This window comes from Intrasporangium sp., from assembly GCF_051961875.1.
GTDB lineage: Bacteria > Actinomycetota > Actinomycetes > Actinomycetales > Dermatophilaceae > Intrasporangium_A.
Genome location: NZ_JBQCCV010000249.1, coordinates 39,688 through 54,031, shown reverse-complemented (window position 1 = coordinate 54,031; position 14,344 = coordinate 39,688). Strand labels below are relative to the sequence as shown.

Annotated in this window: 11 protein-coding genes and 1 tRNA gene; 5 read left to right on the top strand and 7 right to left on the bottom strand. The window is 66.9% G+C overall.

Annotated features, from left to right (window positions below):
• Positions 1-87 precede the first annotated feature (87 nt).
• A complete protein-coding gene (locus tag ACTHJJ_RS14945; RefSeq protein ID WP_440303733.1) occupies positions 88-3,129 on the top strand; it encodes a UPF0182 family membrane protein in 3,042 nt (1,013 codons plus the stop codon).
• Between the two features lie 70 nt (positions 3,130-3,199).
• Positions 3,200-3,276: transfer RNA gene (locus ACTHJJ_RS14940), tRNA-Met, on the top strand.
• Between the two features lie 288 nt (positions 3,277-3,564).
• Here the strand turns inward: ACTHJJ_RS14940 and ACTHJJ_RS14935 are convergent.
• A complete protein-coding gene (locus tag ACTHJJ_RS14935; protein ID WP_440303732.1) occupies positions 3,565-3,960 on the bottom strand; it encodes a VOC family protein in 396 nt (131 codons plus the stop codon).
• A gap of 382 nt (positions 3,961-4,342) precedes the next feature.
• On the opposite strand from ACTHJJ_RS14935, the gene ACTHJJ_RS14930 reads away from it, so the two are divergent.
• Positions 4,343-5,449, top strand: coding sequence for a metallophosphoesterase (locus tag ACTHJJ_RS14930; protein ID WP_440303731.1), 1,107 nt, complete (start codon positions 4,343-4,345; stop codon positions 5,447-5,449).
• Positions 5,422-6,141 (top strand): 5'-nucleotidase C-terminal domain-containing protein, encoded by a 720-nt coding sequence (locus ACTHJJ_RS14925; RefSeq protein WP_440303730.1) that lies wholly within the window; start codon positions 5,422-5,424, stop codon positions 6,139-6,141. Before ACTHJJ_RS14930 ends, ACTHJJ_RS14925 begins: the two co-directional genes overlap by 28 nt.
• 357 nt (positions 6,142-6,498) lie before the next feature.
• Here the strand turns inward: ACTHJJ_RS14925 and ACTHJJ_RS14920 are convergent, their stop codons facing one another.
• From ACTHJJ_RS14920 to ACTHJJ_RS14900, 5 genes are all read right to left on the bottom strand, one after another.
• Positions 6,499-8,031: an AMP-binding protein gene (locus ACTHJJ_RS14920; RefSeq protein ID WP_440303729.1), complete on the bottom strand. Its 1,533-nt coding sequence runs from the start codon at positions 8,029-8,031 to the stop codon at positions 6,499-6,501.
• 170 nt (positions 8,032-8,201) lie between these two features.
• Complete coding sequence (locus ACTHJJ_RS14915; protein WP_440303728.1) at positions 8,202-9,719, bottom strand: sodium:solute symporter family protein; 1,518 nt, start codon at positions 9,717-9,719, stop codon at positions 8,202-8,204.
• A 3-nt stretch (positions 9,720-9,722) separates the two neighbouring features.
• Complete coding sequence (locus ACTHJJ_RS14910; RefSeq protein ID WP_440303727.1) at positions 9,723-9,953, bottom strand: hypothetical protein; 231 nt, start codon at positions 9,951-9,953, stop codon at positions 9,723-9,725.
• Positions 9,954-9,960: 7 nt separating this feature from the next.
• Entirely contained in the window at positions 9,961-11,097 is a 1,137-nt protein-coding gene (locus ACTHJJ_RS14905; protein WP_440303726.1) for a class II histone deacetylase, read from the bottom strand.
• A 2-nt stretch (positions 11,098-11,099) separates the two neighbouring features.
• Positions 11,100-12,455, bottom strand: a complete 1,356-nt coding sequence (locus ACTHJJ_RS14900) for an amidase (RefSeq protein WP_440303725.1) — start codon at positions 12,453-12,455, stop codon at positions 11,100-11,102.
• A 207-nt stretch (positions 12,456-12,662) separates the two neighbouring features.
• Here ACTHJJ_RS14900 and ACTHJJ_RS14895 point away from each other — a divergent pair, with 207 nt between their 5' ends.
• Complete coding sequence (locus ACTHJJ_RS14895; protein ID WP_440303724.1) at positions 12,663-13,709, top strand: response regulator transcription factor; 1,047 nt, start codon at positions 12,663-12,665, stop codon at positions 13,707-13,709.
• Between the two features lie 70 nt (positions 13,710-13,779).
• Here ACTHJJ_RS14895 and ACTHJJ_RS14890 read toward each other — a convergent pair whose 3' ends face one another.
• Positions 13,780-14,247, bottom strand: a complete 468-nt coding sequence (locus tag ACTHJJ_RS14890) for a GbsR/MarR family transcriptional regulator (RefSeq protein WP_440303723.1) — start codon at positions 14,245-14,247, stop codon at positions 13,780-13,782.
• Positions 14,248-14,344: the final 97 nt, after the last annotated feature.

Genomic DNA, 14,344 nt, shown 5'->3' with positions numbered 1-14,344 from the left:
CCGGTCGTGCGCAGCCGGGCGGTCGGGCCCGGTGAGGGTCGGGTTATCGTTGCCGCGTACCGTCAGCGCGAACCCTAGGCAGCCACCGTGAGTGACAGCGACTTCAGCCCCGGTCGGGGTTCCTTCGGCGACGGCGGATCGGCGGGTCCGCCGCCTGCTGCGACGGCTCGCCGGCCCTCGCGCAGCCCCCTCGTCACGGCGCTCGTCGTCGCGGCGGCGCTCATCATCCTGCTGACGATTGTCGCGCAGTTCTGGACCGAGGTGCTCTGGTACCAGTCGGTCGACTTCGTCGGGGTCTTCCGGACCCAGATCGTGACCCGTCTGCTGCTCGGCCTCGCCGGCGGCCTCGTCATGGCCGCTGTCGCCTGGTCGAGCATCCACTTCGCCTACCGGGGCCGGCCGATCTACGCGCCGTCCCCGGAAACCCAGGCGATGGAGCACTACCGCCAGCTCGTCGAGCCGATGCGACGCACCGCGACGATCGCAGCGCCGCTCGCCCTCGGCCTCTTCGCCGGGCTCTCGGCCGCGACCCAGTGGGACACGTTCCAGCTGTGGATCAACGGGCAGCCGTTCGGCACGACGGATCCCGAGTTCGGGCTCGACATCGGCTTCTTCGTCTTCACGCTGCCATGGATCAACTTCGTCATCGCGTTCCTGACGATGGTCCTCATCGTGGGCATCATCGCGGCCGCCTTCACGCACTACCTCTACGGCGGCATCGTGATCGGCAGCCACACCCGGACCACCCAGGCCGCTCGGGTGCACCTGTCGATCCTGCTCGCCGTGCTCGTGCTCGTGCGGGCGGTGGCCTTCTGGATCGACCGCTACAACCTCGCGACGGCGCAGTCCACCCGGATGACCGGTATCCAGTACACCGAGGCGCATGCGGTGATCCCGACCAAGGCGATCCTGGCGGTGGCGGCGGTGATGTGCGCGATCCTCTTCGTCAGCACGATCTGGACCCGGTCGTGGCGGCTGCCGATCGTGGGCGTTGCCGTTCTCGTCGTCTGTGTCGTCGCGGTCGGCGGGATCTACCCGGCGCTCGTCCAGTCGCTCAAGGTCAAGCCCTCCGAGAAGTCCCTCGAGGTGCCCTACATCGATCGCAACATCAAGGCGACCCGAGCCGCATACGGCTTCAACGACATCAAGGTCGAGTCCTACAACACCAAGACGGTCGCCGCGCCCGGGCAGCTGCGCGGTGACGCCGCGACCGTGCCCGGCATCCGGCTCATCGACCCCAACATCGTCAGCCCGACCTTCAAGCAGCTCGAGGCCAGCAAGGGCTACTACCAGTTCCCCGACGTCCTCGACGTCGACCGCTACATGGTCGACGGGAAGCTGACCGACACGGTCATCGCTGCACGCGAGCTGGACCTGAACGGAATCCCGGACGGGCAGCGCAACTGGCTCAATGACCACACGGTCTACACCCATGGGTACGGCGTCGTCGCCGCGAAGGGAAACACCCGTGACGCCGACGGGCGCCCCACGTTCTTCGAGTCGCAGATCGGGCAGAAGGGTTCGCTCGACCCCTACGAGCCGCGGATCTACTTCGGCGAGAACTCGACGGAGTACTCCATCGTGGGCGGGGGGAAGAAGGAGTTCGACTACCCGGACCCGAACGGCACCGGCCAGATCACGAACACGTATGCCGGCAAGGGCGGAGTCTCGCTCGCCGGGATGAACCGGCTCGCCTACGCGCTCAAGTACAAGGAGATGAACTTCATCCTGTCTGACGCGGTGACGGGCGACTCGAAGATCCTCGACTACCGCACGCCGCGCGAGCGCGTCCAGCGCGTCGCGCCGTGGCTCACCCTCGACGGCAACGCCTACCCGGCCGTCGTCGACGGCCGGGTGCTGTGGATCCTCGACGGTTACACGACCTCGGCGTCCTACCCGTACTCGCAGATGACGACCCTCAACGTCGTCACCCAGGACTCGGTCACCCGCACGAAGGACTCGGTCCGGGCCGTCCAGGCCGGCCAGGTCAACTACGTGCGGAACTCGGTCAAGGCCACTGTCGACGCCTACGACGGGACCGTGACGCTCTACCAGTGGGACGAGCAGGATCCGGTTCTCAAGGCCTGGATGCAGATCTTCCCCGGCACGGTGAAGCCTCTGTCGGACATCAAGGGCTCGCTCATGGCGCACCTGCGCTACCCGGAGGACCTCTTCAAGGTCCAGCGCGAGCTGTTGTCGAAGTACCACGACCAGGACCCGAACACCTTCTACACCGGCCAGAACTTCTGGAAGGTGCCGAACGACCCGGCCCAGGCGGCGGAGGGCCAGGAACTGCTCCAGCCGCCTTACTACCTGTCCCTGGCGATGCCCGGGCAGGACCAGCCGGCCTTCTCGCTCACATCCACGTTCATGCCGACCGGGGACCGGCAGGTGCTCTCCGGCTTCCTCGCGGCTGACGGTGACGCCGGCACCGAGACGGGCAAGAAGTCGCCGCAGTACGGGACGTTGCGCCTGCTCGAGACGACCGGTGGCACGGTGAACGGACCCGGACAGGTCTACAACGAGATGCGGACCTCGCCCGTGAACTCGAAGGATCCCCAACTGTCGCTCACCCTGGCGCAGTTCATCACGACGACGCAGCAGCAGGGTGCCGCCACGGTGACCTTCGGCAACCAGCTGACCCTGCCGGTCGGCGGTGGCCTGCTCTACGTCCAGCCGATCTACGTCCAGGCCAAGGCGAGCGGCTCCTACCCGCGCCTCTCCGCGGTCGCGGTCGCGTTCGGCGACAAGATCGCGTGGGCAGGCTCGCTCGATGACGCGCTCAACGACCTCTTCGGCGGTGAGTCGGGCGCCAAGGCCGGCGACACCGGCACGTCGACGCCGGTGACACCGACCCCCGGTACGACGCCCACGCCGCCGTCGAGCACGCCCACGCCGAGCGAGTCCTCGTCGCCGCCGGCTCCGTCCACGACGGCGCAGCCCTCGCAGCCGAACGAGGCGGCCCTAGCGCAGGCCCTCAAGGACGCCGAGGCGGCCTATGCCGAGGGCGAGGCGGCCCTCAAGGCGGGCAACTTCGCGGCCTACGGCCAGGCCCAGGATCGGCTGAAGGAGGCGCTGAAGCGGGCGGTCGAGGCGTCGCCGCAGGGGACCGGCACGCCCTCGCCGTGAGGCCGTATGCCGCTGAGTGCCCAACCGATTTGGTCGCTCGCCGCCGCTCGGGATAAGGTGGTGTCACCGACGCGGGGTGGAGCAGCTCGGTAGCTCGCCGGGCTCATAACCCGGAGGTCGCAGGTTCAAATCCTGCCCCCGCTACCAATCGCGTCGCAGCGCCACGTGGCCCCCACACTGAGTGTGGGGGCCACGTGCGTTTCCGAGCACATCTGGGGGCACCGGCGGGGCCAAGGCGCCCACCTAGCTGCGCGAGTACATCGCGAAGCGCGGGGCCTACTCCCTGGACCCGGGGCCGCCCCTCGGGGTCGGCGCCCACCAGAGCCCCATCGGGCACCCGATGTTCGGCGTGCTCGGGGACGGCGCCCGGGACCGGTGGGGCCGAACTCTCGTCATGCGGCGCCTGGCAACTGCGAGCCAGGTGACGCTCACCGCTCAGCCCTCGGGGAACCCGGAGTCAATGCAGAGAATATTGCCTTCGCTGTCCTTGAACCAGGCCGCCTTGCCTATCGGACCCAGGTCGGCGATGCCGTCCTCCCACTCCACTCCTGGCATGTCGTACGTCTCGAGAGCGACGCCCTTGGCTTGCAGGGCGCGGGCCTCGGCCACGACGTCGTCGACGTGGAACTGGGCGATCGTGTGGCCGGCCTGTCCGGCGTACTCGGTCTGGTAGACGCTGAACTCCGTCCCGCCCTTGGTGCGGTAGATCAGCATGTCGGCGCCGCCCACCTCGGTGGCCGGGTTCAGGCCAAGCATGTCGGCATAGAACGATCGGGCCCGCGCGAGATCGGCGGCGGGGATGTTGGCGGTGACGGACGCACTCGTAAGCATCAGGTCCTCCCTGGTGAGTGTCGAACGGGATGTTGCGTGAGGCCGGAGGCGTGCTGCCGGCGCGGAGGGCCGGATCTGCGGCACGCCCGAGCTTCGGAGGACGTCAAGGACGGTCGGCGCCGGAATGTCTGCCGTCCTTGCGTCGAACTTGCGCCCCTGGGAATGCACCACCTCCCCAGGGAGGATCTAGGGCCTACGCGGCGCTTGCCCTGATTCCGCTATACACCTCCTCAGGAGATGCCGCAGGCAAACGGGCAACTTGGGTTAATGCCATCCGAACATTGGAACTTGGTGAGTGTTTGCTGTGTGGTTCCTCCACGATCTCTGTAAGCCTGCAGCAGGACCTGCAACCGGTGCGGGCCTTGCTCCCAAAGGAGATCACGTGGATCCCATCCCCAGGCGGCTTCGCAGCCGGCCGTTCGCCGTTGTTGCGCTGGCCTTCGCAGTTGTCTTCGCGTCGGCTGTTCCCACCCTCGCCGACGCCACCCCCCAAGCCCTCGAGAGCAACACCGGCCGGCTCACGTTGATGAGCACGACGGACGTCCACGCGCGAGTGCTCAACTGGGACTACCTGGCCGACAAGCCCTACGCGCCGGCCCGTGGTCTCGGCAGGATCTCGACACTCGTCAACCAGGTCCGTGCCGAGCGTGGCGCCGACTCGACCCTGCTGATCGACGTTGGCGACTCGATCCAGGGAACCGCCCTCGGCAGCTACTACGCCAACATCGACTCGGTCGTGGACGGCGCGAAGCACCCCGTCGCCACCGCGATGAACTACATGCGTTACGACACCATGACCGTGGGAAACCACGAGTTCAACTTCGGCCTCCCAGTGCTGTCGGAGTTCCAGAAGCAGCTCGACGCGACCCTGCTGGGTGCCAACGTGCTTCAGCACGGCACGAGCACCCCGGCCTTCGCCCCATACGTGATCAAGACGATCAACCTGAAGGGCAACAAGCCGATCCGCGTCGGCATCCTGGGTATCACCACCCCGGGCAGCGCCCTGTGGGACCGCACCCACGTCTCCGGCAAGCTCGACTTCGTCGGCGGCCTCGAGACCGCGCGCACCTATGTCCCCAAGATGCGGGCAGCGGGCGCCGATGTGATCGTGGCGGCCTTGCACACCGGCCTCGGAAGCGACTCCAGCTATGGTGACCAACTGCCCTACCCGGAGAACTTCGGCACCGTCGTGGCCGAAGAGGTCCCCGGCATCGACGTCGTACTGGCCGGGCACTCGCACACCAACGTCCCTCAACGGTTCGTGCAGAACAAGCAGACGGGCCGGCAGGTACTGCTGAGCCAGGCCGGCAGCCACGGGCAGGTGCTCGGCGTCATCGACGTCGGCCTGCAGAAGGTCGAGGGACAGTGGCAGGTGACCGAGACGAGGGGGAGCACCTGCAGGCCAGCAGCGTCGCGGACGACCCCGCCTTGGTTGCGCTGGTTCAGGCGCAGCACCAAGCGGTGGTCGACTACGTCAACGGGCCCGTGACCACGTCGCTGCAAGAGCTCACTCTGCGCAACTCGATGACCCAAGATGTCGCGGCCATCGACATGATGGCGCTCGTTCAGGCCGAAGCGACTCGACGTGGTCTCGTTGGCACTCCCTACGAGAAGCTGCCGATCTTGTCCGCTCGTTCGCCGTTGACGACCTCAGCGGTGACGGTGCCGGCAGGTCCGGTCAGTGTGCGCCAGCTCAGCTCGCTCTACGTGTACGACAACAACGTCCTCGTTGCGGTCAAGGTCAACGGCAAGCAGGTGGTGACCTTCCTCGAGTGGGTGGCCAGCTTCTACAACGGCGTCAGCACCCCGGGACCGCATGCACGCAACAGCCTGGTTCGGTCGGGCGTCAGCGCGCAATGGTTCCTCCAGCACATCTACGGGCTCCAGTATGACGTGGACCTGACCAAACCGGTGGGCCAGCGAATCGTCAACCCCCGTTTCGACGGCAAGCCGCTCGATCCCGCAATGGAGTTCGTGCTCGCATCGGACAACTACGTCATCGGCGGAGGGGGAAACCCACCGGTCGTGTCCACCGCCCCCGTTGTCTACGATCCGCTCGCCAGCATTCAGGAGCTGATCACCCAGTGGGCCGCCGAGCAGGACGTGCTCGACGCATCCCGCTTCCACACCGTCGACTGGCGGCTGGTGGCCGGCGGAGAGCCGATCACCTTCACCAACTGAGCTGACATCGAACCGCGGGGAGGGGCCGTCATCCGGCGGCACCGTCCCGCGGCGTCGGGCCGCGGAACCGGTTTCCGCATCTACCTGATGCGTGCTCGAGGCCGAGGTACTGGACGGGCAGTGGTTGTAAAGGAGGCGACGGAACCAGTGACACCTGGTGCTTTGAGTTGGACCAAGCCGCGATCGCGGTCCGGTGCCCTCACCTCCACCGGTCGCCTAGGCGCTCGATGCCCGGGCAGGGAAATAGTGGAGGCCGATTCCATTCCTCGCTCCTCGGTGCCACGGCGGACAACGGCCCTGTCGACTGCTGCTCGAAGCCAGTGAGCCGAAGTCGAGTTGTACGCTGCCAAGTCGCTGCTAGTGGACCTGGCGGGTCCGGCCCTGCCAGTACGGTTCACGGAGCTTGAACTTCTGCAGCTTGCCGGTGGCTGTCCGGGACAACTCGTCGCGAAACTCCACGGTGGTCGGCGCCTTGTAACCGGCAGCCTTCTCCTTGCACCAAGCGATCAGCTCTTCTTCCGTCGCCTGGTGCCCGGACGCCAGCACGACCAGCGCCAAGATCGTCTCACCCCACTTCTCGTGAGGCACCCCGATGACCGCAGCCTCCGCCACCGCAGGGTGGGAGAAGAGCACGTCCTCCACCTCGATCGACGAGACGTTCTCACCTCCGGTGATGATCACGTCCTTCTTGCGGTCGCTGATGGTCAGGTAGCCCTCCTCATCGAGGGTGCCGCCATCACCGGTACGGAACCAGTCGTCGACCAAAGCGCGATCGGTCTCCTCAGGCTGATCCCAGTAGCCGTCGAGAACGACGTTGGAGCGAGCGAGGACCTCCCCTTGCTGATCGACTCGCAGCGAGACGCCGAGGGCCGGGGCTCCCGCGCGAACCAACTTGGCCGCCCGGTGCTCGGGCGAGAGGGCGTCCCACTCGGCCCGAGTCCGGTTGATGGTCAAGAGTGGAGAGGTCTCGGTCAGACCGTAGATCTGGATGAACTCCCAGCCGAGCTCCTCCTGCACCCGCACGATGGTCCTGGTCGGCGGTGGCGCGCCGGCAACAATGATCCGGACCCGATCCCGGCCTGGGATATCCCCGTCCCAGCTCTGTGCCGCTTCGAGCACCGCGTTCACCACGGCAGGCGCGGCGCACATCACTGTGACTCCGTAGAGGTTCACACGGCGCAGGATCTCGGCCCCATCGACCTTGCGCAGAACCACCTGCGGCACGCCCAACCCGGTCATCGCGAACGGCATGCCCCAACCGTTCGCGTGGAACATCGGAAGAGTATGGAGATAGACGTCGCGGTCACTGACGCCGGCGTGCAAAGCGAAGGTCACAGCGTTGGTCCAGATGTTGCGGTGGGTGATCTTCACCCCCTTGGGTCGAGCCGTGGTCCCACTGGTGTAGTTGATCGTCGCGATGGCGTTCTCGTCAGGCTCCCACGCACGTGGCACGGCACCAGCTGCTGCGAACATGTCCGCGTCTGCGCCCAGAGTGAACACATGCTCCACGTCGATGCCACGCAGCGCGTCGACCAGCTCCGGGTCGACGTAGAGGACGCGAGTACCGGAGTGCGCGGCAATGTATGCGACTTCGTCGGGCCGGAGCCGGAAGTTGATCGGCACCAGGACCCGGCCCGACCCGCACACCCCGAAGAACGAAGTGAGCAGTCGGCTGCTGTTCTGGGAGATGATCCCGACACGGTCTCCGACCCCTAGCCCCAGCTCGTCAAGGCGAGCCGCCTGACGGCCAGCCAGGTCGGCCACCTCGGCATACGTCGTCTCGCCAAGCGAGGCCGCTGGTTGGTTGGGTTCGTCGACAAAACCGACGCGGTCCCCATAGACCAGGCTGCCCCGGTCGAGAAAGTCATTGACGGTGAAGGGAACGAGCATGGAGGGGTCCTTCGATCTAGTCGTGGCGCCCGAGGACGGATCAGTCCGGGTGCATGCAGCAGGTACGTCAGGCCAGTGCGGATCCGTCCTGGCCCGCCGCCCTCGACGGCACTGGGCCGACGCCTGCTCCACAGCTGGAGGTCAGACGCCGACCCAGTGACATGGGCCTGTCAGGCGACGGGCGCGTCCTCGAGCGGGTGGTCCCCACGCCTGCTGGCGGGGCGGGTCAACTCGTCGAACAAGTGGCTGACCCTTCGCTGCTCAGTGGCAGAAGCCGGCTTCCCGTAGGCGAAGCCGAGGTAGATCAGCGCGTTGACCGCGAGCCCGACCATGCCCGACGTGAGGCCCCACGCCCACGGGATGGATACCGGGTAGGCGAGCTGCAAGATGGCCGCGACGACGAACCCAACCACCATGCCTGCCAGTGCTCCCGCTGCGTTTCCGCGGCGCCAGAAGACACCGAAGTACAGCGACGGCGCCAACTGGACCACGCCTTGGTACGACGTCATGGCCAGCGTGACGAGTCCCGCCGTGGAGTTGACCGTGAAGATGGCGCCGATGACGGCGAGGATTGTCACCACCACGATCGACAGCTTTGCAGTCCGGGTGATCCGGGCGTCAGTAGCTCCCTTGACGTGGATGACGTCCTGCGCGAGGTGCGTGCCAATCGCGGCTCCGAGCGCGTTCGCGTTGCCCATAGTCGCGGCGAGCACGGCGACACCTGCGAGGGCCAGGACGAACGATCCGCCCTTCGCCGCGGTCAGGAACCACACGTTGTCCGGCGCCGCCGCGACCTCGGGCAGCTCGTGCGCCATCATCGACATCGTCATCAATGTGGCCGCGAAGATGAACAGTATGGGGGCCGCCTTGACCGCTGACCGCTTCACCGTCAGCGCGCTCTTCGCCGTGAACAGACGCACGAAGATATCCGGCCAGCACCAGGCGCCGAGCGCGCCGGTCGCCACGATCGACAGGAAGTACAACGGGCCGAGCTCGCTACCGATGCCCGGCAGACTGGCGAACTCCCTTGGCAGGGCTCCGAGCCCGAAACCTTGCGCAGCGAGCCAGACCATGAGCCCGAGCGCGATGAGGAAACCGACGCCGTACGCGAAGATTCCCTGCACCATGTCGCTGATGACGATGCCGCGCATGCCCATCCGGACGGTCCAGACCTGGCGCAGGCCGAGAACGGCGATGCCGACGAAGATCGCGGCCACGTTCGAGACGGCGCCGAACGAGAGGTAGGAGAAGACGAGGCCGAGTGACTGGAAGCCCAGCACGAGCCACGGGAAGACCGAGACCACTCCGATCAGGGCTGAGACGACCCGTACGGGCGTGGAGTTGTAGCGCATCCCGACGAAGTCGGCTTGGGTGCGAAGGTCGAAGTGCTGACCCCAGGCGTGGACCTTCTCCGCCATGAAGAACATGAAGAAGATCGCCAGCAGTGAGTAGGAGATCATGTAGAAGCCGATGACTCCGGACCCTGCGGCGAGACCGGCGAACGAGATGAACACCGTGCCGGGGAGCCACGTGTTCAGGAAGGCCATGGTCTGGAACCAGGACCCGAAGGAACGGCCGGCCACTGCGTAACCGGTGAAGTCGTTCGTCCCGCGGTGCGTCCGCTCGAGGACGAACACGACGATGATGAAGAAGACGGCGACGGTGCCGTATCCGATGAGCATGTCCATGTGTCAGGCCTCCTCTGCGCGGCGGTAGTTGGGGTCGAGTCTGGTGAGCAGCAGCATGCTGGCGATCAGGACCAGCGGTGAGCCGATGAAGTAGACCAGGGCGAGGTTCATGCTCCCGCCGGCCATGAGCAGGTGGATCGGTGGGAAGAGCATGATTGCGAGGTTGACCCACACGGTGGCCGCGTAGATCCCTCTTGTCTTGAGTGGTGATAGCGGAGTTGCTGAAGTGGACATGACTCTCCTAGGCACCGGTGGACAGAGTTGAGGTGGCGGGGGAGGGGACCTCGTCGACGAGTGTTGCGACACGGTCCACTAGTGCCTTCTGGGCGGGGGCGAGTGCCTGGTCTGGAAGCGCATCCCAAGTGGCGGCATACGGGTCGTTGATCCCGGAGCGTTGACCGCTGAGCGTCTCGAGGACCGCTAGACCGCAGAAAGGCACGTAGACGGGGGAGTAGCCGCCTTCATGGCTGATGACGAGCTTGCCCTCGCACAGTTCCTCTGCCAGTTCCATCATCGTGTTCGTCATTGCCGAGTACGAGGTGGAGGTCAGGAGCATCTTGCCGAGCGGGTCGGCGTTGGAGGAGTCGAAGCCGCAGGCGACGATGATCAGGTCCGGGGCGAACCGTCGAAGGGCCGGCGCGACGACGTGCTCGAGGGCGTACTGGTAGGCGCCGTCGCCAGAGCCGGCGGGCAGGGGGATGTTGATCGCGGCGCCGAAGCCGTCCCCGGTGCCGCGGTGTTCGACCTTGCCGGTGTCTGCGGGGAAGTTGCCGTTCTGGTGCAGTGAGATCGTCAGGACCTCTGGGTCGTTCTCGAAGCAGGCCTCGGTGCCGTTGCCGTGGTGCACGTCCCAGTCGACGACCGCCACGCGCCCGACGCCGAGGTTCTGGCGTGCGTACTCGATGCCGATGGCGATGTTCGCGAACATGCAGAACCCCATGCCGGTGTCGGGTCGTGCGTGGTGTCCCGGGGGCCGCACGAGCGCGTAGGCGTTGTCCACTTCGCCGGTGACGACGGCCTTGATGGCGCTGATCGTGCCGCCGGCGGCCCACCGGGCGATGTCGTACCCGCCTTGGGCGAACGGCGAGAGGCCGTCGCCCATGTCGCCGCCGCGTGGATCCTCGCTCTGGCGGCGCATGCTTTCGACGTGCTCGTCCGTGTGGACCCGGAGCAGGTCCTGTTCGGAGGCGGGGGTGGCCGTGACGCGGGTCAGGTGCTCGAGCATCCCCGACACCTCGACGAGCGACGCGAGTCGCGCCTTGGACTCAGGGGACTCGAAGTGTCGGAACGGTTGCAGCCCGGGACCGCTGAGGTACCCGGCGGCGTTGCCGGTGTCATGCCAGGCGTAGATCTCGTGCCAGAGCCATCCGGTTCGCATGATCACTCTCCGTATTCGTTGTAGGTGTCGCGCCACGGCTGGGCGCCCTCAAGCTGTGCGGCGACGGCCAGGACTCCGCGGTCATCGCCCATCCGGCCGATGAGCTGCACGCCGATGGGCAGGCCTTCCGCGCTGCGCCCGCCGGGGAGCGAGATGGCCGGCTGTCCGGTGCAGTTGATGGGGTAGGTGAACGCGAGCCAGTCGAGGTAGGCGCGCCATCTTTCCTCGTGCGTCTGCTGGTCCAGGTCGTCGTCCACGAGCGGTGCCGTATGGGTCAGCGTGGGCGTGAGAACAACGTCGAACCGATCGAGGGCGGCCATGATCTCGCCGCTTCGGTTGCGCATCGAATGGATCGCCCAGGCGTAGTCAGCAGCGGAGCGCTGCTTGCCCCGCAGGGCCAGTGCCAGCGTGTTCGCCTCGAGCGCGGCGAGCCCGGTGTCGCCGACCGACCGCTCGACGGTCATCGCCGTGCTCGCTTCGACGACGACCAGCCAGGGGTCCTGCAGGCCCGTCAGGTCCAGGTCGAACTCCGCGACGTCGTGGCCCAGCTCGGCGAGGGCTGCTGCTGCCCCCCGGACGGCGGCAGCGACCTCCACATCGACCTCGCCGTGTGGTGGCCGGATGCTCCAGCCGATGCGTAGCGGCTCGTCACGGCGAGCGGCGGAGACTCGCGGGGTCGACACGCCATAGGGCTCGCCGAGGACAGGGCCAGCCATCACGTCCAGCATCGTTGTGGCGTCCGCGACGCTCCGGGCGAGGGGGCCGTTGGTCGCCAGTCCGCCCCAGTACTCCTGCGCCACGGGCTCCCATGGAACCAAGCCCCGAGAGGGCTTGAAGCCGACCACGCCGCAGCAGGAGGCCGGGATGCGGCATGAACCGCCTCCATCGCCACCGAGCGCGATCGGCACCATGCCGGATGCCAGCGCGGCGGCTGCGCCGCCGGACGAGCCTCCTGCATGACGCGACAGGTCGAAGGGGTTGCGGGTCGGGCCGAAGAGCGCGTTCTCCGTCGTCGGTCGCAGCCCGAACTCGGGAGTGTTGGTCTTGCCGACCACGATGGCGCCAGCGCGACGCAGCCGCGTGACGACCGTCGCCTCGAATGGTGCCGTCACGCCGGCGAACGCGCGAGATCCGAAGGTGGTCGGCAGATCGGTGAGCTCGTTCAGGTCCTTGATGAGGATCGGCAGCCCGTGAAGGGGCCCTCGCTGCTCCGGTGGCACACGGTCGGCCGCGCGGGCTTCCTCGCGTGCCGCCTCGGTCCGCAATGCCACGACGGCATTGATCTTCTCGTTGTGCCGGTCGATTTGAGCCAGGGAGGCCTCGACGAGATCCACGCTCGTCAAGTGGCTGTCCGCCATCGCTGCATGCAACTCGTCAACCGTCTGCAAGTGGATCGCGTGCTCCATGACCACTCCTTTGTGTCGGGGATGCGTCACTGTGCCTCCCCGCGCCCATCGTCGGCATCGGTCATCTGACCGATCTGCCGGCGCTCGCCTCCGGGCACCCGACTGTGGGCACGAGATGGGTCTTGCGCTCGGCTCGTGACGGCTGTCACAGTGCCTTCCGTGACTGGCGATCACCGTGGATCGCTACCCCTCTTGGCCGGCCCCTGGAACCTCGGTGGGCGGCTCGACTGGTGGCGGCAGACGGCGAAGGTGCTCCAGGCCGCCGCGCGCGGCGACGAGAGCCGCGAGTCTGCCGTGCGCCACCTCAGCACGGGTCTTCGGTTCGATGCCGCACTCTTGACCGTCAGTGACCCGGCGGACCCATCCCGTCACCGGATCGTCGCGAACACTGACTACCCTGCGCCCGTTGTGCAGTACTTGGCCAGCGACTACGTGGCGGCCTGTCCCGGGTTCGCCTTCGCACGGGACGCCATGGTCGCCGCCCGAGTGTGCGACACGCCATTTGACTTCCGGCAGACCCGTACCTTCGTGGAGCACCTGGGCCCGCAAGGTTTCAATGAAGGGGTCACCCTGGTGGTGGAAACCCCTTGGCAGGGCAGCACCGGCATGCTGGCGATGTCGTCCACGTCCCGCGATCCGATGGATGAAACCACGCGTTTGGGGCTGACCCTCCTCGCCTCCGACCTGGCCGGCCTGCTCGCGGCCCCCGTACCGGAAGTCGCTGATGAGTGCGGGCCGGACGATCTGGTTCTCGAGGTGGATCCGCATGGTCGGCTCACCTGGCATCAGGGCCAGCCGGCGAACTGTGAGCTGCCGCTCGAGGCGGTGCTGTCGCTCGCACGGCATGTGCGGGTATCCCGGCGACGCCGGGTCAGCACCTTCCAGAAGGACAGCGCCAACGGGTGGTGGCGGCTGCGTGCCGTCGCCCGGGGGGCAGGATCAGGGTTGGGCAGCGTCGTCGTCCACCTGAGCCGTCGTGAGCCAACCGGCGGCCTCACAGCGCGGGAACTTGAGGTCTTGACCCTCGTCACTCAAGGAATGACGAACAACGAGATCGCCGAGGAGCTGCACCTCTCACTCCGCACGGTCAAGGCGCATCTCGAAGCCCTGCTGCTCAAGCTGGGACAATCAAGCCGCGCCGGACTCGTGCGGGTGGCGGTGGAAGAGGGCCTTCACAGCGCAGCCCATCTGTACCGAGGCAGGTAGGAGCGCGCCCCGCAAGCTCGTGCTGAATATCTCGACGATGCGTGGGGAGCGGAGCGTTGCCGAGGGCTGGCTATTCGATCGCGTCGAGCCGCTTGAGGACGGCCTGCATCCGCTCCTCGACGATGCCGAAGTAGTCGCTCATCCGGGTGAGGTTCGTCTCGCCCATCTCGTTCCCCTTCGGTAACGCGGCCCGGGCCTTCTCGGCAACGCGCCGGTACCGTCGGACGGTTTGGAGCCCGTCTTCCTCCATGACCCTCCAGGCGCTGGGAGGGACCTTCATGTACGTGCGGCGGTCTCCAGGGCGGGTGACCTTCTGCACCAAGCCTTTTGAGATGAGCAGCCGGGTCGCGGCTGAGACGGCCCCGCCGCTGGCCTGGAGTGCCTCGCACAGGTCCGCCTGGGACTGCGGCTCCGGGGCGAGCAGGAGCCACCCAAGGGCGCGCCCGGCGATCCGCGGCATCCAGCCCTCGCTCTCGACAAGCAGCCCCAGCTCTTCGGTGAAGTCGAGTACCGCTTTGTCGTCTCGCATCGCGGTCATGGGTTCGTGGACCTTCCCTCGTCGAGTGCAGTGGCGGAAGCCTACGGAAAAAGTGCTCGTTTCACTATTGACTGAAATCACTGAGATGACAAGACTG

What these genes read in the sequence shown, in the direction of transcription:
- ACTHJJ_RS14935 (WP_440303732.1), bottom strand. Translation starts at nt 3,960, where the DNA reads ATGCTTACGAGTGCGTCCGTCACCGCCAACATCCCCGCCGCCGATCTC.
- ACTHJJ_RS14920 (WP_440303729.1), bottom strand. Translation starts at nt 8,031, where the DNA reads ATGCTCGTTCCCTTCACCGTCAATGACTTTCTCGACCGGGGCAGCCTG.
- ACTHJJ_RS14915 (WP_440303728.1), bottom strand. Translation starts at nt 9,719, where the DNA reads ATGGACATGCTCATCGGATACGGCACCGTCGCCGTCTTCTTCATCATC.
- ACTHJJ_RS14910 (WP_440303727.1), bottom strand. Translation starts at nt 9,953, where the DNA reads ATGTCCACTTCAGCAACTCCGCTATCACCACTCAAGACAAGAGGGATC.
- ACTHJJ_RS14905 (WP_440303726.1), bottom strand. Translation starts at nt 11,097, where the DNA reads ATGCGAACCGGATGGCTCTGGCACGAGATCTACGCCTGGCATGACACC.
- ACTHJJ_RS14900 (WP_440303725.1), bottom strand. Translation starts at nt 12,455, where the DNA reads ATGGCGGACAGCCACTTGACGAGCGTGGATCTCGTCGAGGCCTCCCTG.
- ACTHJJ_RS14890 (WP_440303723.1), bottom strand. Translation starts at nt 14,247, where the DNA reads ATGACCGCGATGCGAGACGACAAAGCGGTACTCGACTTCACCGAAGAG.